Annotated in this window: 23 protein-coding genes; 12 read left to right on the plus strand and 11 right to left on the minus strand. The window is 46.1% G+C overall.

Going from position 1 to position 25,937, the window contains the following annotated elements:
* Positions 1–16: 16 nt before the first annotated feature.
* Positions 17–1,426 carry an NfeD family protein gene (locus LX69_RS11025; RefSeq protein ID WP_245935001.1) on the minus strand — a complete coding sequence of 470 codons (1,410 nt, stop codon included), beginning with the start codon at positions 1,424–1,426 and terminating at the stop codon, positions 17–19.
* Between the two features lie 197 nt (positions 1,427–1,623).
* Here LX69_RS11025 and purB point away from each other — a divergent pair, with 197 nt between their 5' ends.
* Both purB and LX69_RS11035 read left to right on the plus strand, forming a co-directional pair.
* Complete coding sequence (gene purB, locus LX69_RS11030; protein WP_111446109.1) at positions 1,624–2,979, plus strand: adenylosuccinate lyase; 1,356 nt, start codon at positions 1,624–1,626, stop codon at positions 2,977–2,979.
* A gap of 287 nt (positions 2,980–3,266) precedes the next feature.
* Entirely contained in the window at positions 3,267–5,087 is a 1,821-nt protein-coding gene (locus LX69_RS11035) for an ABC transporter ATP-binding protein (protein WP_111446110.1), read from the plus strand.
* A 132-nt stretch (positions 5,088–5,219) separates the two neighbouring features.
* Here the strand turns inward: LX69_RS11035 and LX69_RS11040 are convergent, their stop codons facing one another.
* The 4 genes from LX69_RS11040 to rpsA form a co-directional block, all read right to left on the minus strand.
* A complete protein-coding gene (locus tag LX69_RS11040; protein WP_170124342.1) occupies positions 5,220–9,020 on the minus strand; it encodes a hybrid sensor histidine kinase/response regulator in 3,801 nt (1,266 codons plus the stop codon).
* Positions 9,021–9,347: 327 nt separating this feature from the next.
* Positions 9,348–10,280 (minus strand): ribonuclease Z, encoded by a 933-nt coding sequence (locus LX69_RS11045; protein ID WP_111446112.1) that lies wholly within the window; start codon positions 10,278–10,280, stop codon positions 9,348–9,350.
* A 5-nt stretch (positions 10,281–10,285) separates the two neighbouring features.
* Positions 10,286–10,642, minus strand: coding sequence for an STAS domain-containing protein (locus tag LX69_RS11050; RefSeq protein ID WP_111446113.1), 357 nt, complete (start codon positions 10,640–10,642; stop codon positions 10,286–10,288).
* A 17-nt stretch (positions 10,643–10,659) separates the two neighbouring features.
* The gene (rpsA, locus tag LX69_RS11055) at positions 10,660–12,480 is read right to left on the minus strand and encodes a 30S ribosomal protein S1 (RefSeq protein WP_111446114.1); all 1,821 of its coding nucleotides are present in this window, start codon (positions 12,478–12,480) and stop codon (positions 10,660–10,662) included.
* Between the two features lie 266 nt (positions 12,481–12,746).
* Here rpsA and LX69_RS11060 point away from each other — a divergent pair, with 266 nt between their 5' ends.
* The 9 genes from LX69_RS11060 (at position 12,747) to LX69_RS11100 (ending at position 19,280) form a co-directional block, all read left to right on the plus strand.
* Entirely contained in the window at positions 12,747–13,622 is an 876-nt protein-coding gene (locus LX69_RS11060; protein ID WP_111446115.1) for a YicC/YloC family endoribonuclease, read from the plus strand.
* 33 nt (positions 13,623–13,655) lie between these two features.
* Positions 13,656–14,237, plus strand: a complete 582-nt coding sequence (gene gmk / locus LX69_RS11065; RefSeq protein WP_221621343.1) for a guanylate kinase — start codon at positions 13,656–13,658, stop codon at positions 14,235–14,237.
* A gap of 37 nt (positions 14,238–14,274) precedes the next feature.
* Entirely contained in the window at positions 14,275–14,868 is a 594-nt protein-coding gene (gene nadD / locus LX69_RS11070) for a nicotinate (nicotinamide) nucleotide adenylyltransferase (RefSeq protein ID WP_111446116.1), read from the plus strand.
* A 148-nt stretch (positions 14,869–15,016) separates the two neighbouring features.
* Positions 15,017–15,343 carry a hypothetical protein gene (locus LX69_RS11075; RefSeq protein ID WP_111446117.1) on the plus strand — a complete coding sequence of 109 codons (327 nt, stop codon included), beginning with the start codon at positions 15,017–15,019 and terminating at the stop codon, positions 15,341–15,343.
* Between the two features lie 171 nt (positions 15,344–15,514).
* Positions 15,515–16,033 carry a lamin tail domain-containing protein gene (locus tag LX69_RS11080; RefSeq protein ID WP_111446118.1) on the plus strand — a complete coding sequence of 173 codons (519 nt, stop codon included), beginning with the start codon at positions 15,515–15,517 and terminating at the stop codon, positions 16,031–16,033.
* Positions 16,034–16,102: 69 nt separating this feature from the next.
* Complete coding sequence (locus LX69_RS11085; RefSeq protein WP_111446119.1) at positions 16,103–16,879, plus strand: polyphosphate polymerase domain-containing protein; 777 nt, start codon at positions 16,103–16,105, stop codon at positions 16,877–16,879.
* A complete protein-coding gene (locus LX69_RS11090; protein ID WP_111446120.1) occupies positions 16,851–17,546 on the plus strand; it encodes a DUF4956 domain-containing protein in 696 nt (231 codons plus the stop codon). The genes LX69_RS11085 and LX69_RS11090 overlap by 29 nt, the downstream gene beginning before the upstream one ends.
* On the plus strand, positions 17,512–18,192 hold the full coding sequence (locus LX69_RS11095) for a DUF2490 domain-containing protein (RefSeq protein WP_111446121.1): 681 nt from the start codon (positions 17,512–17,514) through the stop codon (positions 18,190–18,192). The genes LX69_RS11090 and LX69_RS11095 overlap by 35 nt, the downstream gene beginning before the upstream one ends.
* 449 nt (positions 18,193–18,641) lie before the next feature.
* Positions 18,642–19,280 carry a hypothetical protein gene (locus tag LX69_RS11100; protein ID WP_111446122.1) on the plus strand — a complete coding sequence of 213 codons (639 nt, stop codon included), beginning with the start codon at positions 18,642–18,644 and terminating at the stop codon, positions 19,278–19,280.
* A gap of 3 nt (positions 19,281–19,283) precedes the next feature.
* Here LX69_RS11100 and nth read toward each other — a convergent pair whose 3' ends face one another.
* The 6 genes from nth to LX69_RS11130 form a co-directional block, all read right to left on the minus strand.
* Entirely contained in the window at positions 19,284–19,928 is a 645-nt protein-coding gene (nth, locus tag LX69_RS11105) for an endonuclease III (RefSeq protein ID WP_111446123.1), read from the minus strand.
* Between the two features lie 12 nt (positions 19,929–19,940).
* Positions 19,941–20,759: a zinc transporter ZupT gene (zupT, locus tag LX69_RS11110; RefSeq protein WP_245935002.1), complete on the minus strand. Its 819-nt coding sequence runs from the start codon at positions 20,757–20,759 to the stop codon at positions 19,941–19,943.
* Positions 20,740–21,417 (minus strand): metal-dependent transcriptional regulator, encoded by a 678-nt coding sequence (locus tag LX69_RS11115; RefSeq protein WP_111446124.1) that lies wholly within the window; start codon positions 21,415–21,417, stop codon positions 20,740–20,742. Before LX69_RS11115 ends, zupT begins: the two co-directional genes overlap by 20 nt.
* 224 nt (positions 21,418–21,641) lie before the next feature.
* On the minus strand, positions 21,642–22,538 hold the full coding sequence (locus LX69_RS11120) for a MerR family transcriptional regulator (protein WP_170124343.1): 897 nt from the start codon (positions 22,536–22,538) through the stop codon (positions 21,642–21,644).
* A 120-nt stretch (positions 22,539–22,658) separates the two neighbouring features.
* The gene (locus tag LX69_RS11125; RefSeq protein ID WP_221621344.1) at positions 22,659–23,234 is read right to left on the minus strand and encodes an outer membrane beta-barrel protein; all 576 of its coding nucleotides are present in this window, start codon (positions 23,232–23,234) and stop codon (positions 22,659–22,661) included.
* A 106-nt stretch (positions 23,235–23,340) separates the two neighbouring features.
* Positions 23,341–23,553: a hypothetical protein gene (locus LX69_RS11130; RefSeq protein WP_111446127.1), complete on the minus strand. Its 213-nt coding sequence runs from the start codon at positions 23,551–23,553 to the stop codon at positions 23,341–23,343.
* 375 nt (positions 23,554–23,928) lie between these two features.
* Here LX69_RS11130 and LX69_RS11135 point away from each other — a divergent pair, with 375 nt between their 5' ends.
* The gene (locus LX69_RS11135; RefSeq protein ID WP_111446134.1) at positions 23,929–25,602 is read left to right on the plus strand and encodes an alpha-amylase family protein; all 1,674 of its coding nucleotides are present in this window, start codon (positions 23,929–23,931) and stop codon (positions 25,600–25,602) included.
* The last annotated feature ends 335 nt before the right edge of the window (positions 25,603–25,937 follow it).

The raw sequence follows: 25,937 nt of genomic DNA on the forward strand, positions 1-25,937 counted from the left end.
AAGATTTCAAAAATCGTTAGATAACACTCACAACGACCTGACCAGAAGTCACACTCACCACCTTTATGGAGGCACCTTTATCGATAAATTCAGCAACAGACATAGCATCATAAACCTCATGATCGATAAGTACTTTGCCGGAAGGTCTTAAAACAGTCTCTGCCACGCCAACCTGTCCCACAAGGCTTTTAAGCCCCGCATCCACAGCAATGTAACCTGCATCAACATCCTGCGTGGTTTGCAACGCCATCCGAGCCAGCGGACCGGAAGTAATTAGCCTTCGGGTAAGCCAAATCCCACCAAAGAATGCAGCGATAACACTCAGTATCACAATCAGGAATGCCTGAAGCACATCATTATAACTCACGCCACTAAAATCCCACTTAACGTTATTAATCAGACTCAGCGTTAACCCGGCCACCACCAGAAAAATTCCTGCCACCCCCGTAATGCCAAAACCGGGGATCACAAAAATCTCAACCCAAATAAGCAACACCCCAATAGCAAACAAAAGAATCTCCCAATTTTCAGCCAACCCGTCGATGTAAAGAGGTGAAAAATATAATATTGCTGCCAACACCGATGCAGCCAGCGGAAAGCCAATCCCCGGCGTTTGCAACTCAAAATAAAGCCCCCCTATGATAATTAATATCAAAATGCCCTGTAAAATGGGACTGGTCAGCAACCCCTTCAATCCATCAAAAAACGAGGGTCGAAAGGTCACGACATCAGGATTGACGATTCCCAAGCGATCAATGACTTCAGAAAGGCTATTGGCCTCTCCCTCACAAAAGCCATGCTCAATAGCCTCAAGTGCCGTGAAGGTGAGCACTTTTCCGGAATCAACCACATTAGGAATAGCAATACTGGCATCGACCATTGCCTCTGCAATGTGTGGATCTCGCTTCCAAACCAAAGTGGTATCATGCCCCTGAATGAGCGTATCACGTTCATGCGCCTGCGCCGTGGCACGAATGGTACTGCGCATGTATGACTGGTACTTATCGGGCATCTGCTGACCGCTTTGATCGACCACCGTGGCGGCACCAATATTGCCCCCAGGGCGCATGTAAATATTTTTACAGGCAATGGAAATTAACGCGCCTGCCGAAGCTGCATTGTTATCAATAAAGGCATGAACAGGAATGGGGCTGTTGAGAATTCGGGTACGCATAGAGTCGGCAAACACCACCTGCCCTCCATAAGTATTGATGTGCAGAATCACACACTCAGCGTTCAAGGCTTCGGCCTCTTTAAAAGCTCGCTGCATGTGCACCCAACTGGTGCTGCCAATATCGCGATGAACAGGCAACACATACACCACCGACTTAGCAGCAGCCGATTGAGCACTCATTGTAAAAGGCATCAACAATAACAAGGCCACCGCAACAAGAAGCGACCACTTGAATGTATACATCGGAGTCATGCGCAACAGGATTTTACGTAAAATTATGAATTCTTTTGACGATGTCAAATGTTCCCACAAATGAAGACAAATGCACATTGCCAGCGACATAAACAACAACGACACTGCGAAAGTCCTCCAAAAACGAAAAATATCAATTGCCCTGAGCGATAAAAATTTGCTATTTTTGCACTTCGCAAAAAAATGACAGATAAAATATGATGGAAATACAATTATTGACGGCCATATCGCCGGTTGACGGACGCTACAGAAAACATGCCGATGCGCTGGCGCTCTATTTTTCGGAATATGCACTGATTCGATACCGTGTACTGGTAGAAATCGAGTATTTTATTGCCTTGTGTGAATTACCGCTGCCCCAACTGGCGACATTTGAACCATCCAAGTTCGAGGCATTGCGCAAGATATACCGCGAGTTTCAGCTCGAAGATGCCGAGCGCATCAAAGAAATCGAATCGGTGACCAACCACGATGTCAAAGCCGTTGAGTATTTCATCAAAGAAAAATTTGACACTCTGGGACTTCATGCTCACAAAGAATTCATCCACTTTGGACTCACCTCGCAGGACATCAACAACACGGCTGTACCGTGCTCGTTACGCGATGCAGTCAACGAAGTGTACTACCCCTTGCTGGAAGAAGTCATTGCCCAACTCGACGATTTTGCCAATGAATGGAAGGACATTGCCATGCTGGCCAAAACGCATGGCCAACCAGCCTCCCCCACTCGATTGGGAAAAGAAATTAAAGTGTTTGCAGAGCGCCTCAACAAACAACTGACACTCCTCAAAGGGATCCCCTGCTCGGCAAAATTTGGCGGAGCCACCGGAAACTTCAATGCCCACCACGTGGCATATCCCCAGTTCTCATGGGTCGATTTCGGGAATAAGTTTGTAAACGAAACCCTCAAACTCGACCGCGAACAATTCACCACACAAATCTCGAACTACGACAATCTGGCGGCCATCTTCGACAACCTGAAGCGCATCAACACCATCCTCATTGACCTCTCGCGCGACATGTGGACCTATGTGATGATGGAATATTTTAAGCAAAAAATCAAAAAAGGCGAAATCGGCTCCAGCGCCATGCCCCACAAGGTCAACCCTATCGACTTTGAAAACGCTGAAGGAAATTTGGGTCTGGCCAATGCTATTTTTGAGCATCTTGCCTCAAAACTTCCCGTTTCCCGCTTACAGCGCGACTTGACAGACTCCACCGTTTTACGCAATATTGGTGTTCCCATTGGGCACACAGTCATCGCGCTCAAATCGTTGCAAAAAGGATTGGGCAAATTATTGCTCAACGAAAATGCCATTCACAACGACTTAGAGAAAAACTGGAGCGTGGTGGCCGAAGGAATTCAAACCATCTTACGCCGCGAAGGATACCCTAATCCCTACGAGGCACTCAAGGAACTCACTCGCACCAATACCGAAGTCAACGCCCAGTCCATTTCCCGCTTTATCGACACACTCAACGTGAGCGAAGCTGTAAAAGAGGAATTGCGTGCCATCACGCCGCAATCATACACCGGCGTCCTTTCGTTTTAATCGTTTCACCATCTTTATCAAAAGAGACACATTGACCTGAAAAAATTCGTGGCGTGTGTCTCTTTTTTATTTTGATTGCGAAGCATTATTCAAATAGAGGATCTAAAATCGCACACTCAGGAGGATATAAAAACATTCGTTCTCTTGAGTTTCGACAGTCACATCATAATCTTTTTCATAAACGCATAAAACAGACCACATTAAAAAGCATCGACACACAGGCGCATGATTAAAAGCATTCGTCGTCTTGCGTCTTGACACTTACATCTTAATACTTTTATAAACACATGAAAGATATTATTTTAATCATTCGTCGCTTTGCCTGGCAATACAAAAGCAAGCTGGCATTGAACTTCCTGTTCAACCTGCTATCGGCCTTTTTTGCCGTGTTTTCGATGGCCATGATGATTCCCATCCTCGAAATTCTGTTCAACCTACAGGAAGACGTTAACGAAATGGTTCCGTGGGCGATGAACCTGAGCGATCTAAAACACAACGTTTATTACTACATTACTCAAATCAAGCAGAGTCTGGGTGTGGGATGGGCTTTGCTATACGTAGGCGTATTTATCATTGTGGGCACCGGGCTAAAAACCGGTTTTGCCTATGGTGCATCGTACGTGCTGGTAGGCGTTCGAAACCGTGTGGTACGCGACGTTCGTGCCTCTCTGTATGCAAAAATCATCCGTCTCCCATTGGGTTTTTACAGTGACGAACGCAAGGGCGATATCATGTCGCGAGTGATGAACGATGTACAGGAAATCGAGAACTCGGTGATGTCATCCCTGAGCATGTTATTAAAAAACCCAGTGTTGATAGTGGTGTTCATGGCAACACTCATGGTGATGAGCTTTCAACTCACGCTGTTTATTCTGGTGATGCTGCCCATTGCAGGCATTGTGATTGGACGGGTGGGCAAAACCCTCAAGAAAACATCGCGGGAAGGACAAGACAAACTGGGTGACATTGTTAACATCCTCGAAGAAACCCTTTCAGGACTCAGAATTATCAAAGCTTTTACCGCCGAAAAGAAGATGGATCATCGCTTCGACGGGCACCTTGACGAGTACCGCCGCATCAGCAACCGCTTGGCACGACGTCGTGATCTGGCACACCCCATGAGCGAATTTTTAGGCACCATCGTCATCGTCCTGGTGGTATGGTTTGGTGGAACCTTAATTCTAAATCAGGAAGCAGGCCTCTCTGGTGCTGTGTTTTTATCGTTCATCGGAATTTTCTACCAAATCATCAACCCCGCTAAAGAGTTCTCCAACGCCATTTATACCGTTCAGCGCGGCATCGCAGCACTGGAACGCATCGACTGGGTGATGATGGCAAAAAACAACATTGCCGATGCCGAAAATGCCCATTCGGCAGACAAGCTTCACCAAGGCATCGAATACAGGAACGTATCATTCGCCTATGGCGAACGGACGGTACTTAAAAACATATCGGTCAACATTCCCAAAGGCAAAACCGTAGCCCTGGTGGGGCAATCGGGTAGCGGGAAGACCACATTTGCCGACCTGTTACCACGTTTCTATGATGTTGCATCCGGAGGCATTTTCATCGATGGAGTAAACATCAAAGAGATTAAAGTGCACGACTTGCGAGGCCTAATGGGCAATGTGAACCAAGAGGCCATCCTTTTTAACGACACCATTTATAACAACATCGCCTTTGGAGTAGAAAACGCCACCCCCGAGCAGGTCATGGAAGCCGCTCGTGTGGCCAACGCGCACGACTTCATCATGGCCACCGAAAAAGGATACCAAACCATCATCGGTGACCGGGGCAGCAAACTATCGGGCGGCCAACGACAACGTCTGAGTATTGCCCGTGCCATTTTGAAAAACCCGTCCATTTTGATTCTTGACGAAGCCACCTCTGCGCTTGACACCGAATCGGAACGCCTGGTGCAGGAAGCTCTTGAGAAACTCATGGCCAATCGCACCTCCATTGTCATTGCCCATCGACTATCGACAATTCGCAATGCCGACATGATTTGCGTGTTTCAGGACGGCGAAATTGTGGAACGCGGCAACCATCACGAACTGATGGCGATAGATGGGGTTTACCAAAAACTGCACAGTCTGCAAATCAAATAAGGTTTAAACCACAAACAACAATCCCCCACCCGTAAAGCTTCATTGAGCTTTATGAGTGGGGGATTTTTTTTGCGATAAAACAACGAAATCAAACCCGAGCATCTCCGTTCACCACAACACCGGTTTTAAAAATCAGCCCTGATTAACGGGCATCAGTTGCTGCATTTTTTCGAGCAATTTGCGCGTTGCAATGGGCTTGGTCACAAAACCATCAAAATGTGCACGCGTCATATCGCGCTCATCAAGAGGAATCGCATATCCGGTTTGCGCAATGACAGGCAAATTGGGATGCCGCTCTTTGATTTTGGCTGAAGCCTCCATCCCGTCCATCACGGGCATTTTGATATCCATCAACACCAAGTCGGGCAACCCGTTGGATGACTGCATCACATAATCAACAGCCTCAACACCATTCACCGCCCTTACAATGCGAATGTGGGTGCGCAACAGACTGTAGCGAAGCACCTCAAAGTTCGAGTCCTCATCCTCGGCAATGAGAATGGTTTTTCCTGCCCAATCGGGATAAACAATACGTTGCGGCCCGGTTGCTTTCACTTTGGGAGTGGCATGCATGGGGCGATCGGGCAAACTAAAATAAAACGTAGCTCCCCTGTCGGGAATCGACTCCACCCAAATTTTTCCACCCAGTAACTGGCAGATATGGCGACAAATAGAAAGTCCAAGCCCTGTGCCTCGATACAACCGCGAAGTACTGTCTTCGAACTTCCTGAAACGCTCAAAAATAGCCTCATACTGACTCTTGAGAATACCACAACCGGTATCCCGTACATAAAAGAGATACTGCCCCTCGGTGACACCAGCCTGACAGCCAATGGTGATGCCTCCTTGATCGGTAAACTTGATCGCATTACTGATCAGGTTTTGAAAAATCTGACGAATGCGTTCGGGTGCAGAATTAAACATCCGATCATTTAATGGTTCCTCTATTTCAAGATTCAAGGTCAGTCCCTTTTCAATGAGAGCCTTGTTTTTGCGAGCATCATTGGCCACATCGTGCAAAAAGATGCCTAAATTAAACTGTGTAATGGAAATAGGTAATTGATTGGCTTCAATCATACTAATATCCACAATATCGTTAATCAACTGCAACAGCGAGTTACTGTTGTTCTGAATCACCCGATTCATATAAGTGCGCTCCTCTGGGGTAACATCATCGGAAGTGATAAGATCCGAAAAACCAATGATGGCATTTAAAGGTGTCCGGATTTCATGGCTCATGTTGGCAAGGAATGCCGACTTCAGCTGATCACTCTCTTCAGCTTTCTGCTTTGATTTCTCCAGATCGCGAGTCCGCTCAATCACCTGTTGTTCGAGATTTTGGTGATGACGTTCCAGCTCCTGATTTTGACTTCTGATTTTTTTACTTTGGTAAAGCAGCTCATTGTTACGGATTTCAATTTGACGATTTACCTTCTCCAGCTTTTCATAAGCCTGAGACAAATCAGCAGTGCGCTGACGAACCTGCTCCTTCAGGCGAGCTTCATTGCGACGAATCATACTCACGCGTAACCGAATAACCAACCAAATACAACTGCCGCCGAATACTACAGCCAAAAGAATAAACCACCAGGCACGCCAAAAGGGCGTGTCTACACGAATGGCTATGTGCCTGATATCACTACTCCAAATCCCTTCGCTATTGGCACCTTTGACCTTAAACACATAATCACCGGGAGGGAGATTGGTATATGAAGCAAAATTACGAGTATCGCAATAAACCCAATCTTTATCAAAATTCTCGAGTTGATAGGCATACGTGTTCTCATCGGGGGTGAGATAGTTCAACAACGCAAACTCAAATGAAAGGGTCGTGTGCCGATACGATACACGCAACAACTGAGACTCCTGAATGTCGCGAGCCAAATGTTTATTATCAAGCATCACACTCGTGATCATGATGGGCGAATTGTCAGGAAGGTACTTCACCTTCTCCGGCGAGAAAATGTTGAGCCCCTTGCTCCCACCAAGCATCAAAAACCCATCGTGAGTGTACCCATACGCATTGGAATCAAAAATTAAACTTTGCAGACCATAATGGCTATTAAACAAGGTAAAACTACTATCCTTTGGAGAAAAACGTTCAATTCCTTTATGCGTTCCCATCCAAAGATTGCCATTAACATCTTCTAAAAAGTTATAGTAAGTATTAGATGACTGTGGGTTAGGGTTTTGGTAACGAACAAATGTTCGTGAAGCCTTATCGAAACGATTGAAGCCATCAGATTTGGTTCCCACCCAAATGTTCCCCTGACTGTCCTGATATAAACCTCGAATCATATTCCCACTCACGGATGTCACATTCTGTTGCGAATGGGTATGAATAATCAATCGGTCATCGATGGGATTATATTCATACAAGCCATCCTTACCGGTTCCAAACCATAACACGCCGCTCCGATCCTCGATAATCCGGGTGACATCCAGATTATTCTCGGAATTAAACACCTTTGAATAAACGGTTTTATGAACCACTGCTTGTCGAGTTTGGGTATCAAATTTATAAATCCCATTATTGGTTCCCAACCACAAAATCCCTGACTTAGTCAAACACAACGTGCGGAAATGGTTCGACAAATAGTGTTTAAACTCCTTGCTCCCGGGAGGCAAGCAATCCAACCCATTTTCGTGAGCCAACCATAAATTCCCTTGAGAATCCTCAGTCATCATCTCAATGCGATTGCTGCCAATAGAGCCAGGATTCTTGGCATCGTGCTTAAAGTATTCAAACGTATTGCGCTGTCGATCCCATCGTGTCAATCCTCCAGCTTTAGTGCCAATCCAAATCACGTTACGCGAATCCTCAAACACACACAATACATACTCATGACTTAAGCCCGGAATAAAATTGGTCGCCTTATTAATGAGGGCAAAATTATTTTGACGCGGATCATACGAATGGAGTCCTTCAAATTTGGTAGCCACCCAAATGAGCCCCGAACGGGTTTCAATGACATTGCGAATGGCATTACTTTTCAGATTATGAGAACCTTCAAAATCGGCATTTAGGTAATGAATGTGTTTTGTTTGTTGCTGAATCATCATCAAACCGTCATTAGACGTGCCAGCCCATAAATTTCGGTTCGAGTCGACATACAAATCCAAATAAGTCGCCTTATTGAGCAACTGCATGTTGACATGAGCAAAGGTTTGTTTGTGAAAAACAGAAGCACTCTTTTGAAATGCAAACAGCCCCATTTGGGTCCCCACCCAAACGGTATCAGTTCCCATCGGCGCCAAACAACGAATAGAGTTGACCGCCAAACTATGAAGCGATTGGGTATTATTAACCCAATTATGAATGGTCGTAATCGAAGAATTGAGCTGCGAAAGTGGCTTGTGCTGCCAGGCCTCCATCAACGGCGTATAGGCATCGTTCGGAATCATATACAAACCAAAGCGATTGGTGCCAATCCACACATTACTTTGATCATCAAACTGAATGGCATTGACTTCAATATTATCAGACTGTCGATTCTCAATGCTATTATACAAAACACGCAAAAACTCATCATGACGCGCATTGTAAACACTGATTCCATTGGCCGTCGCAACCCACACATTCCCAAAGCGATCGATGCGAATATCATTGAGTGCATTGTTAGACAATGAATACGGGTCATCGCCAGCGACATAGTATCGCGTAAACGTCTCTGTTTCCCGATTAAAACGATTCAAACCCGCTTTGGTAGCCACCCAAATATTCCCTTGCAAATCCTCAACAATACGAGCCGGATAGTTATTGGAGATAGAAGAAGGATCATCGGCCTTATTCTTATAAACCTCATACGTTTTGCCATCATAACGCGTCAAACCCAACGACTCAATGCCCAACCACAAAATGCCCATGTGATCTTCGTAAATACATTGCACCGAAACACCCGGCAACTTATGGGTCGATGAAAAATGCGTCAAACGAAGAGGATTAACCGGTTGTGCTAAGCCAACAAGCACATTACACAGCATGAGAATCGAGATCCACGACCCTCCTCTAAATAAGGATAACAATCCGTGATGGTTCTTTAGCCAACAAAAAGCAGATCGACTGCAATAAACACGATATGGAAACATGGAAACGCGTAAATGTAAAATTGGACTATAATTTTAGTCAATCTTACTCACTTACCCGTCGAATGGTTCATTTTTTTTGTCGATTCTCTCAAAATGATTGACTAATGAATATTTGGAGCAAAAAAACAATCATTCATCACATCCCCCCCGTCGAAATAAGGAAAAACCGACTCAAAAAATACCCGGTTTTACAGCCACTTCAAACACGCACCCCTCACCCGCAATTTCTGTCAACGGAAACACCTCCCGAGCCTGCTCCAAATAGACGTCCGTTTGCTTGTATCGCGATGAAAAATGACCAATAATAAGCTTCCCGACCTCAGCCTGTTTAGCCACCATTGCCGCTTGTCGGGCAGTGCTGTGTCCTGTTTTTTTTGCCAAATCTTTTTCGGCATCCGTAAAAGTCGCCTCGTGATAAAGCAAATCAATGCCTTTGAGCTTCTCTCCCAACGAAGGGATGTATTTAGTATCAGAACAAAAGGCGTATGAACGTGGCAAGTGACTACGCACAATCAAATCATCGTTGGGGACAATGGTGCCGTCATCGAGGCGCAAATCGGCGCCGTTCTTTATTTTAACGATTTCAGCAATCGAAAGCTCATATTGCTCGATACAACTTTTGCGAATATTGGGCAACCCTATTTTTTCGGTAAAAAGAAATCCGCAAGTAGCAATGCGATGACGGAGAGGAACGGAAGTAACCATCACTTTATCATCCTCGTGAATAATTAGCCACTGATGGGGGTCAATCGCATGAAAAACGACTTTAAAGGGCAAATCGGCACAAAAATAATCGAGGTGCGGCCGATACAGACGCTCCAAATCAACATGGGCAAAGAGATGCAAATCGGCCTGACGCCCCATAAGCCCAAGGGTTGAGATAAGCCCCATTAACCCAAACAGATGATCGCCATGCAGATGGGAGATAAAAATATGATTGATTTTAGTGAACTTGATTTTATTGCGCCGCAGCTGCATCTGGGTGCCTTCACCACAATCAATTAAATAAAACCGCTCAGCCACATTCAGTAGCTGAGCGGTGGGATATCTTTCCGATGTAGGCAGCGCTGAATTGCTACCCAATATGGTTACGGAAAACACCATTGCCCTTATTGTTTGGCAATGGCATTCCGCATCATGTCAATTCCATCAGTCAGAGATGGAGCGATGTTCAAAACCGAGTCGAGTTGCGAAACCGAGATCAAACGCTCTACGGCCGGCATAAGCCCGGAAAGAACAAACACCCCTTCGGCATTCTTGCACAAACGATTGGCCACTAAGATTGCGCTGAGTCCTGATGAATCGCAATAGTTGCTATTGCTCAGGTCCAACAGAAGATTGCGTTCGCCGTTGCCCGAGAGCAACACCAGTTCCGACTTGAGGGTCGGCGCCACGTGCGTGTCCAATTTTTCTTTTAAAACCTGCACCAGGGTGAAATCCCCCATTTTTTCAATCTTAAAGTCCATGCGTACAAGAGTTAGGTTTATTCGTTATCGCCGCTTTTCTTCTCTTTGGCTTCCATTTGGTTTTTCAAGTCAACCAAATCGCTGATATCACCAAAGGTAGTTTTTTCAACGCTATCTTTCACCTTTTTCACCGCTTTTTTAGTGGTTTTCACCTCAGCTTTTTTCTCAGCCTTTTCTTCCGATTTTTTATCATCTTCGAAAATGCGAGAGTGAGAAAGGATAATGCGCTTAGCAGCTTTGTTGAATTCGATCACTTTAAAATCCAGTTTCTCTTCCACTTTGGCTTGAGAACCGTCTTCTTTTACCAGGTGACGAGGCGTTGCAAAACCTTCTACACCATAGGGAAGAGCAATTACGGCACCTTTGTCGAAGAGTTCAATGATGGTTCCTTCGTGAACAGAATCAACCGAGAAAATGGTTTCGAACACATCCCATGGGTTCTCTTCCAGTTGTTTGTGGCCGAGGCTCAAACGACGGTTATCCTTGTCGATTTCCAAAACCATCACGTCGATGCTTTCGCCAATGCTGGTGAATTCGGCCGGATGTTTGATCTTTTTCGTCCATGAAAGGTCGGAAATATGAATCAAACCGTCAATACCTTCTTCAATTTCTACAAACACACCAAAATTGGTGAAATTACGCACCAAAGCTTTGTGCTTAGAACCGATGGCATATTTAGATTCGATGTTTTCCCAAGGATCTTGCTTCATTTGCTTGATACCCAAAGACATTTTACGCTCGTCACGATCCAGTGTCAATACCACAGCCTCGATTTCGTCGCCCACTTTCAGGAAGTCCTGAGCGCTGCGCAGGTGCTGTGACCAGCTCATTTCCGATACGTGAATCAAACCTTCAACACCGGGAGCAATTTCAACAAATGCACCATAATCAGCCATCACAACCACTTTGCCTTTCACAGTGTCACCCACTTTCATATCGGCACTGAGAGCATCCCAAGGATGAGCAGTCAATTGTTTCAAACCAAGAGCGATACGTCTTTTCTCATCATCGAAATCAAGAATCACCACGTTCAGTTTCTGATCGAGTTGAACGATTTCTTCAGGATGCGAAACGCGACCCCATGACAGGTCGGTGATGTGGATCAAACCATCTACGCCGCCCAAGTCGATGAACACACCGTAAGAGGTGATGTTTTTAACAGTACCTTCGAGTACCTGACCTTTTTCGAGTTTCGAGATGATGTCTTTTTTCTGCTGCTCGAGCTCTGCTTCGATAAGCGCTTTGTGAGAAACCACCACGTTTTTGAATTCGGGGTTAATTTTAACCACTTTGAATTCCATGGTTTTACCCACGTACATGTCGTAGTCGCGGATGGGTTTCACGTCGATTTGGCTACCGGGCAAGAAGGCCTCAATACCAAACACGTCAACGATCATACCACCTTTGGTACGGCACTTGATGTAACCTTTAATCACTTCGTCTTTTTCGAGAGCTTCGTTTACACGATCCCAAGAACGAAGTGCACGTGCTTTTTTGTGAGAAAGAACCAACTGACCTTTTTTGTCTTCCTGGCTTTCTACATACACTTCAACTTTGTCGCCTACAGCCAATTCAGGGTTGTAGCGGAATTCGTTGCGGCTCACGATACCGTCAGACTTAAATCCAACGTTAATCACGACTTCGCGTTTGTTCAGAGCAATTACCACACCTTCCAACACTTCTTTTTCAGAAATGGTCGACAAGGTTTGGTCGTACATTTGCTCAAGTTCTTCTTTGGTGTTGGTCACACCGGTAATCACGCCTTGTTCGAAAGCATCCCAATCGAAGTCGGCTTTAGGAGCAGCTACGCCACCCACTTTTCCGTTTTTAATTTCCATTTAATTAATTTGTTAAACCTAAACTATTGGTTAGACATTATGGTTTGAAAAAAATCGGTGCAAAAATAGCAACTTTTTTCGTGAAAACACAAGTCAACAATGGTTAATAATTGCTTACACCCCAAATCCAAATACCCAACGCAAATGTCTGTATCTCCTTTCAATAGGATATTTCAGCCCTGCAGGAAGTGAAATAGAGAATAAGCTGCACACAGGGTAGCATAAAATCTTAACTTTGTGGCGAAAAATAAACAAAGCTGTCACACATGATTTTTTCGATGACCGGCTATGGGAAAGCCACCTGTTTACTCCCCAACAAGAAAATTACCATTGAGATGAAATCTCTCAACAGCAAACAATTGGATCTAAACGTACGGATCCCATCGCTGTACCGAGAGAAAGAAATAGAAGTCCGCAACGAAGTTTCGGCAAGGCTATTGCGAGGCAAAGTGGACGTGAGTTTCTATGTCGAATCAGCCATTTCGGACAAAGTAACCCAAATCAACCGTCAGGTAATCGAGGGATACCATCGTCAGTTGATGCCCATTGCACAGGATTTGAATTTAAGCAATTCATCAGATTTACTGAGCATTATCATGTCGCTACCCGAAACAGTGAAAACCGAACAGGCCGAACTAGATGAACAGGAATGGGCATCCATTAAAACAACCCTGATACAAGCCATCGAACAACTCAACGATTTTCGTCGTCAGGAAGGCGATGCCTTAAAACGGGAACTGCAAGGTCGTGTTGAGCGCATCACCCAGTTGATGAGCGAAGTTGAGCCACACGAAAAGGCCCGCATCGAAAAAATTAAAACCCGATTGCACGAGAACTTACAGGAACTGGCCGGGAAATTTTCGGTTGATGATAACCGTTTTGAACAGGAATTGATTTTTTATCTCGAAAAACTGGACATCACCGAAGAAAAAGTACGCCTGACCAATCACATCCAATACTTTTATGAAACCATGAACGAAGCAGAAGCATCGGGCAAAAAACTGGGTTTCATTGCTCAAGAAATGGGTCGGGAAATCAACACCATGGGAAGTAAAGCCAACGATGCTGCAATGCAACGCATTGTAATTCAAATGAAAGACGAACTGGAAAAAATCAAAGAACAGTCCCTCAATGTCCTGTAACTTCACATTTTTCAATTGAAGAACCACACGCCAATGACGACACCAAAAATCGGGAAACTCATCATCTTTTCGGCTCCATCAGGATCGGGAAAATCGACCATTGTGGGGCATCTGCTCCAAAAAAATTTCAATCTCGAGTTTTCAGTCTCGGCCACCAGTCGGGCGCCCCGGGGAGCTGAAGTGAATGGGAGAGATTATTATTTTTTGTCGGCCGATGAGTTCCGCGCAAAAATTGAGAATCAGGAATTTCTTGAGTGGGAAGAGGTGTATGCCGACACCTATTATGGCACGCTGCGCAGCGAAGTAGATCGCATTACACAACAAGGTAAAAACATCGTGTTTGACGTAGATGTGGTGGGCGGTGCCAACATCAAAAAAATGTATGGCAACCGGGCATTGGCGCTCTTCATCCAACCGCCTTCTATCGACGAATTGGAACAACGCCTAAAAAACAGGGGCACCGATAGTCCTGACAAAATTGCCATGCGATTGGCCAAAGCGTCCGAAGAACTCACCTGGGCTCCGCGCTTTGATGTGGTTCTGGTAAACGACGACCTGGATAAAGCAAAACAAGAAGCCGAAAAGATCCTGACCAATTTTCTGAGTCAATCATAAAACACTCCTCCCCCGCCGGATTGATAAGGACATCCCCATGACACACATCGGACTGCTATTTGGCTCCTTCAACCCCATTCACATCGGGCATTTGGCATTGGCCAATTACATGCGCGAAACCCAAGCGATGGATGAAATATGGCTGGTGGTAAGTCCGCAAAACCCCTTTAAAATCAGTAACGACCTCACCTCGGGAGACCAACGTTTGCGAATGGTTCAGATTGCATTGCGCAACCGTCCGCACTACCGGGCGTGCGACGTGGAGATGTCGATGCCGGTTCCGTCGTTTACCATCGACACACTGAGGGTTTTGGAACAACAGCACCCCGACGTGAATTTTTCGCTCATCATGGGCACCGATATCATTCAATCCATTCCCCAATGGCGTAACGGACAGGAAATCGTTGCCCGTTACCGCCTGTATGTATACCCCCGCCCGGGCTACGACCTGCCCGACTTGGAGGCAACCCCCAATGTGGTTGTGACAGATGCTCCCATGCTGGACGTATCGTCAACCTTCATTCGTCAACATCTCAAAAACGGGAAAGACATGTGCTTTTATCTTCCTGCGGGAGTTGACGATTACATTCGCGAGCATGCGCTATACAGCGGGGCTGCAACATCGCGATGATGACTCATTTATCATCCTGACCAACAAAAAGCGGCAACCAATCATCAAAGGAAACACGCCCATCACATAACCCTTTACATCGCCGATAAATGGTTGTATCTTTTGAAGTAATAAAACAAATACCACTAACTTCAAAAACGGAACAGCCATGGGAACCACCAACTTTAACTTCACCCTGACGCTCAACAACGACGAGTTTATTAAAGTAGGCGAAGAGCTTTACACCACGCGTCAAAACCTGACCCACAAAGAACCACGCATCCACCTGATTGGAAAAAATTGCCTCGATGCCCTCAAACCCTTTGAAGGCCGGCTGACAAAGACTGTGATAAAAGAGTGGCTACTGTTGGCCAAGGTTTTAGATGCATCGTGCGATTCAATGAACCAGTGGGATGAGAAAAAAATCATCGAAGAACTCATTGCCGGTCATCCACACCCCATCTCGTGGTATCTGGATAATTGCAAGTTACCATAACAAAACAATGAAGACCAAAACATTAACAGCAGGCTAAGAATAACGGCCTGCTGTTTTTTGTTGATCGATTTGGCATTTAGAATCGTATTTCAACTACATTCGTTGAATAGTTTTTAAAGCAAAATAAAGAACATTTAAAATTACATTCATAAATACTTAACACAGCAACCAATGAGCGCCAAACAAATCCTTTTATTACTACTGATGAGCACCGGCATTATGGCATGTTCAAAAGACGAAAGTGAAGAAACGCCCACTGCCATCACAGTTGTCATCAACGAATTGATGCCAAAAAACTCGACCACACAGGCTGACCAGGATGGAGAATATGACGATTGGATAGAATTATACAACACCACAGGAACAAGCATCGACCTTTCGGGGTATTTCCTGAGTGATTCAAAAAAAAACATCACCAAATGGAAATTCCCGCAAGGCACCACCATTACCGCCAAAGGTTATTTGATTATATGGGCCGATGGAGACACGCTTCAAAGCGGACTTCACACCAATTATAAACTATCGGCCGAAGGCGAAAAAATGGTTTTGGCCACCCCCGAACAAACCATCATTGACCAAATGAGTTACCCGGCACAGGCCGAAGAATTGAGTTACGCCCGCGTTCCTGATGGAACCGGAGAATTTGTTTGGCAAGCCCCCACATACAATGCCACAAATGGTAAAAAATAAACTTCACCAGTTCACCCAACGAATCTGAAATAAAAGCGTACAACCCAATACGCAATAAAACACAACAACATGGTTTCATATGCGAACATCCTCAACAATTATCGGCCAGTTTCGCTCAAGGAAATGGACAGCATTCAGCTGATGAATCGCACGGATACCAAATTTGTGTTTAACGCCGATTTACTCCCCGAACTGCTGGCCCTTCTGCAACCGCATTACCGCATCCTGGAAATTGATGACATTCGCGACTTTCCGTACCACACCACGTATTTGGACACCACCGATTATCATTTCTTTTACCAGCACATGAGCAGCCGTCCGGGACGTTACAAAGTACGCTACCGACAATACGAAGCCACAGGCGGGGCATTTCTGGAAGTGAAACTCAAAAACCGACGCAATAGAACCATCAAATGGCGCATTAGCAGTTGCAATCACAACGCCTTGCCCAACGACCATGAACTGGAATTTCTCAACCACCACGTACAACAAGTGGCAGCCGGGCTTCATCCCGTTCTCGAAAACCGCTTTCAACGCATCACGTTGGCCGGATTGAACACCAAAGAGCGCATCACCATCGACTACCATCTGTCGTTTCGCAGCCCCGAAGGCAGCGAAAAACATTTGCCTTTTTTGGCAATTCTGGAATTGAAACGTGAAGGATTTACCGGCAACACACCCGTGACCAATGCTCTGAAATCGTTTAACCTCCACCCCACCGGGTTCAGCAAATATTGCATTGGCAGTGTTCTGGTACGTAACATGGACAAGAAAAATATACTAAAATCCAAACTCCTTTTAATAAATAAATTACACAATGAATCTACTCAGCATTCTTTTGCTTGACAAGCTTGAAATATTTGACTCCAAACTCATCGACATCGAATCGTTTTTAGAACTCACGTTTCGATTTATGCTCAACACAGGGGTGCTGATGCTGCTGGTGCGATGGATTTATTTCTCTACCACTCGCCGCCGCGATTACCTGTTCACTTACATGCTCATTGGATCCATCGTGTTTTTACTCTGCTTTTTGTTGGGCAGCGTAAAACTGCAACTTGGTTTTGCACTGGGGCTGTTTGCCATCTTTGGCATCATGCGTTACCGCACCAGCCAAATGCCCATTCGCGAAATGACCTACCTGTTTTTGGTCATCGCCCTGTCGGTGATCAACGCCCTGGCCAACGAAAAGGTAAGCATTGCCGAACTGTTGTTCCCCAACCTGACCATCGTTTTTATCACTATGGGATTTGAAAAAATTTGGCGTCTGCCCCATCAATCGGTCAAAGAAGTCGTTTATGAGAAAATTGACCTCATCCGCCCCGAAAGACGATCGGAGTTAATCGCCGATTTGGCGCAACGTGTGGGCATTTACAACATCCACAAAGTTGAAATCGGACGCATCGACCTGCTAAAAGACACCTGCATTTTGCGCGTGTATTACAGCGAAAACTCACGAGACATCAACATGGCTGATAATGATACGCGCGACAACGATGGTGATGACGATTAAAACATGGACAACCATCGTCATCCTGATGATGATGATGATGCCCGCGACCTGGTCGCAATCGGCCGATTTTGGGATATGGGCGGGTATTGACGGAGAAAAGAAACTGACCAAACGGCTCAATGCCGAGATGAACCTACAAGCCCGCACTTACGACAACGCTTCATCACTGGCACTGTGGCTGGCCGAGACCGGACTCAACTGGGAGGCCAACAAATACATTGACTTTTCACTCATGTACCGCTATATCGCTGACCACAGCGACGACGACGGCGTGGAAAGCAAACACCGCGTGTATGGCGATGTGAAGGGACAGATTGAAATCAGCCGTTTGAAACTGAGTAGCCGCATTCGTTACCAACATCAATACAACCAAACCAAACAAAATGGCACCAAAGAAAAATTGCGTAACAAATGGGAATTAAAATATAACATCAAAGAATGCCCGCTGACGCCATTTGCCTCGGCTGAATGGTTTGCCCCGTTGGGCGATGCCCGTTTTGACATTGAAGCATGGCGATACATGGCCGGCGTCACCTGGAAAATCAACAAAAAACAGGCACTCGAAGCCGCCTGGCTGGGCGAACGGGAAAACGGGGAATCGATAAACCTGAATGCACTATCAGTCAGTTGGAAGCAAAAATTTTAATTTCACTTATAACGAATGTAACGTGGCCTGATGCACGCCACAAAGAGATAGTTGTTTTCAGTACCTTTGGTTGAGGTAGAAACCCGTTAGACGAAACAGTTCGTTGTTTTGCCCTGCGGGTTTCATTTTTTCAGTACGCCCCTCCATCCCCCGGAGGGGAATCGGTGGTGATTTGCTTTTATAAATCTTCGGCACAACAACAGGAGTGCGTCACGTTTGAATTTTTGCACATCGCTCAGACATCACGCAACTGCGTGTAACCAATTATAATATTGGATCTTTCACTTTTTTCCCATTTTCACTAACCATTTTGGGATTGTTTCCGTTGAACACAGCAGAGAACTAGCACAACCGTGCAGCATTTTTCTGCAACAGGCATCACACCCCTGCCGCAATGAAAATGCGAAGAGGAATCAAAAGACTGCCACGGCAGCACTAAAATCAATGAAATGAAGCGATTGAAGCGTAGTTTTTTACTGATGATTGCCTGTTTGGTATCGGGAATGGTTCAGGCGCAAATAAAAGTAAAACACGAACCAACAGGCAACTCCCCCTCTCAACTACGCGAGGGCAATCTGATTTACACCATGATTGATTCAATGGCTCAGGTGCTCAATTGTCGCATTGAAGTACGGGAAGCACGCATCAAAACCACGCTCAATGCCCGTCCGGCATTATGGTCGCTATTGGGCAAAAAAGAGAAGCGCAAATACATCATCCGCATCAACAATAACCCAAAATTCAAAGGCATTCGCCTTGACGAAGTTCCATTAATGGCAGGCATCGGATTATGGGCGCACGAACTGATGCACGTGAAAGATTACCACCACCGTACACTGTGGGGCGTGATGGAACGGGGCTGGCAATACTTGAGTCAGGAAGGCAAACGCCAATTTGAACATGAAATTGACCGGATGGCCATAGAACACGGATTTGGGCAACATCTGTACGCGTGGTCTTACTACGTGTTAGAAGAATCAAACGCCTCGCCATCGTATAAAGCCTATAAACAAAGCGTCTACCTAACCCCATCGGCCATTCGGCAAGCCATTGAACAAAGCGAGTTACCACCCCATTCGACCAACTAAAGGTCACTCGGCCGGATGCATTTGGGGATAGAGACAGATATCAATCAGGCCGCACGTGTTACATTTGGGTTTACGGGCAATGCAAACATAACGCCCATGCAAAATCAACCAATGGTGAGCTATGGGCAACAACTCCTGTGGGATATGTCGCACCAGTTGGCGCTCTGTTTCAAGGGGCGTTTTGGCATTGCGTGTCAGCCCCAGTCGGGCAGCAACGCGAAACACATGAGTGTCGACCGCCAGCGCCGGCTTTTCATAAACCACCGAAGCAATCACGTTGGCCGTTTTGCGACCCACACCGGGCAGTTTTTGCAGTAAGGTCACATCGTCGGGAACCACCTCGTTAAACTCGCGCACCAATACCTGAGCCATCCCGACCAAATTCTTGCTTTTGTTATTGGGATAACTGCACGAACGTACCAGCTCGAACACCTCATCTACGGAAGCCTCGGCAAGTACAGCAGCCGTTGGAAAACGCTCAAAAAACGGTGGCGTAATTAGGTTAACCCGTTTATCGGTACATTGAGCCGAAAGAATCACCGCTACCAGCAACTCATAGGGGTTGCGATAATGCAGCTCCGTTTCGGCTACGGGCATATTCTCCTTAAAATATGCAATAACATGCTTAAAACGCTGCTGAAGGGTCATTACAAAAATGATTTAAACAAACATCAACAAACTGAGCGCCATCACGGCCATGCCTGCCACGAGTCCATAAATGGACAAATGGTGCTCGCCATATTCACGAGCAGCGGGTAAAAGCTCATCGAGACTGATAAAAACCATAATACCAGCCACGGCAGCAAAGACAATTCCGAACACCAACGGGCTCATAAAAGGCATCAGAATCAAATATCCGACCAACGCCCCAATAGGCTCGGACAAACCGGAGAGGAAGCTGAGTTTAAAAGCCTTACGTCGGCTCCCGGTGGCATAATAAACAGGCACCGACACGGCAATTCCCTCGGGAATGTTGTGAATGGCAATGGCCACAGCAATGGCAATCCCCAAGTGAGGTTCCTGAATGGCAGCAGTAAACGTAGCCAGCCCCTCCGGGAAGTTGTGAATCCCAATAGCCAGGGCGGTAAATAACCCCATGCGCATGAGTTTACTGCTTTTGTGCACATTTTTGCCCTTCATCTCCTCAATGGAGTGCATCTCGTGAGGGTTTTCACCCGAAGGAATTAGCTTGTCGATAATGGCAATGAACAACACTCCACCAAAAAAAGCCAACACAGTCCACCAACTGCCGGCCACCACGCCATAGGCTTCACTCATGGTTTCGCGCGCCTTGGCAAAAATTTCCACAAAAGAGACATAAATCATCACGCCCCCTGAAAAACCAAGAGAAACAGCCAAAAACTTGGTGTTGGTGCGGCTGGCAAAAAAAGCCATGGCACTACCAATCCCTGTAGAAAGACCCGCAAAGAGAGTTAGCGCAAAGGCAAAAAGAATATTATTAAGAGACAGATCCATCATCTTGCTTAAAAATTGATATTTGATTAACAGAATCGTGCGTGGCATAAATCACTTCCCCCTGGTACGTGAGGTTCATGCCGCCGGAAGATTCTTTGCTTATAACCGTTAATTCTTCGCCAATGTTCACGCCGTATTTATCGCAAAAAGCCGAGAAAGCCTCGGTTTGATACCCTAATCGGGCAATGATCCCACTTTGCCCACCGCCCACCAAAGCAAGCGGAAGCGTATGTGAAATATCGGGCATCACCCCCTTTGATGAAGGGATGGGATGCCCATGCGGGTCAAACAGCGGAAACCCCAGCAATTGATCCATGCGCTCGAGCAGAACATCAGAGGTGTGGTTTTCGAGCCGGAGCGCCTCCTGGTGCACGGCATAAAGCCCCATTCCCATCTGGCGGTGCAAAAAAGTCTCCCACAATCGGTGGCACCGCACCTGCCGCAAAGCCAGCTGAATGCCTTTGGGCGTGAGCGTATACCCCTTGTAAGCAACCACCTTTACCACCGCTTTGCGCTGCATGGCAGTCACCATTTGTCGCACCACAGCAGCACTGCATCCGGCCAAGGCTGCCACGCTGCGCGACGTAGCTTTGACTCCCTGCTCATGCGTGAGTAAATATATGGCCTTAAGGATTTGCGATGGATGAACCGTTGCAGACATGGCGTTACTGTTGAGTGTGTAAAATTACGATTGCACGCCAATTATCAAACGCTCTATTCTATGTTTTTATGGATGCGGCCAATAATTCCCAATCTTTAGGGAGGCAAATGGATCCTGTAAGAAATGCAAAAGGTTAAACAGAGAGAGAGAATCTGGCGTTGTATCGAAATAAAACAGAAACAATCACAAGTCCCCCATGAGAAATGAGAGGGCAACGCCATGCCTCAAAATTCCATATTGAGCATCAAGTCACTCAACACCATGCGAAAACTACTGCCCGATGTAATGTGGCGATACTGAATTCGGTCAAACACCAGCACGTCAGGAACCTTATCACCTGCCACCCAAAACATTCCCTGAAATTCCCCTTCAAAAGGAGTAATGAGCCCTGCAATGTCATCGGGCTCCATCATTTTTGAGAAACAAGTAAAAAATACGTCAACAGGACGGGTTTGATGCAAACGCCGCAAATCGTCCACCGAGACGGCATGCCCCAGGTAAATCACCTCCAAACCACTCTTTCGGGCAAGAAGCGAATAAAAAAGCAACTGTAATTCCGACTCATGTCCGGGGGTCAGAAAAAAGACAATGCGTGCTGTATTGGGCAGGTGCAAAGAAGGCACCCCCCCAATAACCTCGCACATTTTTTGACGAACCAGGTTCGACACAAACTGTTCGTGAGCAGAAACAATGGCACCTGTTTGCCACAAAAGGTCTACCCGCTGCAAAAAGGGAAACAACAACGATTCGACCATGGCCTCAAACCCCCGATGATCGATCACACCGTTGAGATGCGACAGAAAGGCACGACCGTCAAAAGCCAGCATGGCAGAGAGCAATTGATCCATATGCACCTCCAGAGAATCATTCAGACGACACAAAGCCATCACTTCACGGTTCAAATCATCGGGCTGCATTTGCGATACCAGCGAAATTTTGAAACCATGTTGCACCAATAGAGCCACATTGAGCAGTTTCTTGAGTTCCTCATCGGAATAGTAGCGAATGTTGGTGGGGGTGCGTCGCGGCTCAATAATCCGGTACCGGCGTTCCCACATTCGAATGGTGTGCGCCTTGATTCCCGACAATTGTTCTAAATCGCTGATTGAGTATGTTGACATATATTTATAAACAAACGTATTGGTATGCATCATTAACCGTTTTTTAAACAAAAATGTTCATCAACCCAAGCAAAACGAACCGCAGGGTGAAGTAATTACACCTGAAATACAAATCAAAATTTAAAGTCGAACCGAAAGAGCCAACTGCGCATAAACCTCCTGAAACCCGACCCCGCCAAAGTGAATATTGAGGGGACGTAACTCCACGTTAAGTCGTCGGTCGGGATGAAAAAAACGAAACCCGATGGCAAACAAACCGCCCCACTGGGTCTGATTCAGATATTTTTGCGGATCAGCAATACCTCCTCCATTGTCAACATCGGCACCTATCAATCCGCCGGCATGAGACACCAACGTGCCGCCACCCACCATCATTGAAAAATCGGTTTCCTGCACCACATCAATCCAAGCGGTCATGCTCAAATTGGTGACATTGAACGATTGATTACGAGCATCCGAAATATTTTTGGCCGAATAATGCCCAAATCCCAACGAAGGATTCAACCGAAAACGGTCGTTACTGAAAGTATATAAATACCCCACCGAATAAACCATTCCTTTTCCTTCATTGTCATTCCCTACCGAAGAACCATAACCAAGCGCGTAAGTGAGCGCATGCCGCACATCGGGCTTGGCAGCCTGCGAAGAAAGAGAAACCATCACCAACATCAAAACCAACCATCCATATCTCTTCATCATTATCATTTTTGAATTATGATTCCACAAAAATAATAGCTTCTGCGTTGTATCAACAAAAAAGCCGCTTCAACGAAACGGCTTTTAAAATAGCATCAAAATCACATTAATAATCCTCTTCTTCATCGACATCGTCATAACCATCCAACTCATCGTCTTCAAGTTGTGCCACAAAGTCGTCTTCATCATCCATCTCATCGTAAATAGATGGTTTTCTGTTACGCCGCTCCTTCTCTGCTTTCACGGAGCGTTTTAACGAGTGCTCATCCTGGGAAGAATAATCGGACAAAAGTTTCTTCCGCGGGTTGTTCGATTTCATTGTTTTGTTCCTCCTAAATTGTTGTTATAAACATGGGTTTTAACGAAACCAAAATAGTAAATTTTTAAAAAAAGTGCGAGTTTTACTTGGGTTTTTAAACATTTCACAAACCCCTGACATTCTTAACCATAACGCACAAAAAACAGATTCAAAACCGAGAACACAGGCATTTCAACGTTAAAAAACGTTCACATCACCTCTTTTCCCGCAACAAAATAAGCCACGAATGAATGAACAACTGCGAAGACAGATTGCGAATATTTTTTTGAGGTCAATCAACGACAACGTATATTTGAATGATAAAGAGACTGTCTCAACCTGAGATGAATGAATATTACGGACTGCAAACGAGTCACCAAACACAACTTTAATCGGATGCCAAAAACTATCATATATCAACTGCTTCCCCGTCTGTTCGGGAACCGCAACCGCACCAACTGCATCAATGGCACCAAGGCCGACAACGGGTGCGGACGGCTCAACGACATCACGTCGCAGGCCTTAGCCGCCATTAAAGATTTGGGAGTGACCCATGTGTGGTACACCGGGGTGATAGAACACGCCACGGCCACCAACTATTCCGATTATGGCATCGCCCCCGACCCTCCGCACATTGTGAAAGGAAAGGCGGGTAGCCCATACGCCATCAAGGACTATTACGACATTTGTCCTGATTTGGCCGAGAACATCCCCCTACGCATAACAGAGTTTGAAGAACTGGTGGAGCGCACCCGTCAGGCTGGACTCAAAACACTCATCGACCTGGTGCCCAATCACGTGGCACGCCATTACGTGAGCGATGCCCGTCCGGACGGGGTCTTCGACTTCGGTCACCACGACAACCCCAATCAGGCCTTTGCCATCTACAACAATTTTTACTATTTGCCCCAGCAACCCTTTGTGGCACCCATCCCCCCGGCTAACGGAGATCCTCAATGGCAGGAATACCCGGCTAAGATGACGGGCAACGACTGCATTAGCGCATCGCCCACTCTCAACGACTGGTATGAAACGGTGAAGCTCAATTACGGCGTGAATCTTTTTGACGGGCGGTCGGCACATTTCGATCCCATTCCCGACACATGGCACAAGATGTTGCACATTATGCAATACTGGGCCGGCAAGGGCATCGATGGCTTTCGATGCGACATGGTAGAGATGGTACCTGTATCGTTTTGGCATTGGGCCATCACGGCCATCAAAAAAGAATTTCCGGATTTTCTGTTTGTGGCCGAAGTGTACAACCCCGCGTTGTACCACGATTACATCCACACCGGTGGGTTTGACCTGCTGTACGACAAAGTGGGCATGTACGACACACTGCGCAACGTGATAACGGGTTTCAGGCCGGTGAGCGACATCTCCAATGCCATCGAAGCCATTGCCCCGCACCGGGGTCACATGCTCTTTTTCACCGAAAATCATGACGAACAGCGCATCGCCTCGAGTTTTTTTGCCGACAACCCACGCCGCGGATGGCCCGCCACCTTTGTGTCGGCCACGTTGTTGCCCAATGCCTTTATGCTGTACTCCGGTCAGGAACTGGGCGAAAAAGGAATGGACTCCGAAGGATTCAGCGGGCAGGACGGGCGCACCACCATCTTCGACTACTGGTGTGTGGACACCCTTGAGCGCTGGATGAACGACGGCCAGTTTGACGGCGGCCGCCTCACCCCAAAAGAACAACAACTACGCGAGCAGCACCGCCATTTGCTACAATTGGTACAACAACATGAAGCCTTTGTGAGCGGCGAAGTTTACCACCTCACCTGGTGCAACACCACCTTCAGAGTATTCCCGTGGGTGCGGTACACGCAGGATGAAGTATTTTTATTGCTGGCCAATTTTACCAATGCCAAACTGCAAATGACGCTCAACGTGCCGGGCGATATGTTTGAAAAATGCGGCCTCAAACCCCACGGTTTTTATCATGCTGAGGATCTAATGGGCAGTGGCAAGCAAATATCGTTTTTTGCCGATGTGGCCTTGATAAAAGGGTTTGAAGTCAAGATGAAACCATACGGCTGCATGATTTTCAGACTTAAATAAAATCACTACTGACCGACAAAACTAGAAATCTCCAATCTTCAAAGATTGTAAGTGTTGATAAACAGCAATATAAGCATATCTTCAATTGTTTTTCAATTACCTACCCCCCCCTTTTTTTTCAGAAAAATGCGAGTTGTATGTCAGGACTTTTGTTTTTTGCTTTTACATTTTTGACATAAGTCCGTCTACAGTTTTCAATCACCCAATAAACGTCTAAATGGCTTATCAGGTAAATCCTAACCAAAGCGGCAATTGTAGAGAAAGCCTTTTTTGTGTCCGACTTTGCCCTTAGGACCATTAAAAGCAAATGGGCGATCAATGTGCACCACACTTGT

The organism is Breznakibacter xylanolyticus, assembly GCF_003254275.1.
GTDB lineage: Bacteria > Bacteroidota > Bacteroidia > Bacteroidales > Marinilabiliaceae > Breznakibacter > Breznakibacter xylanolyticus.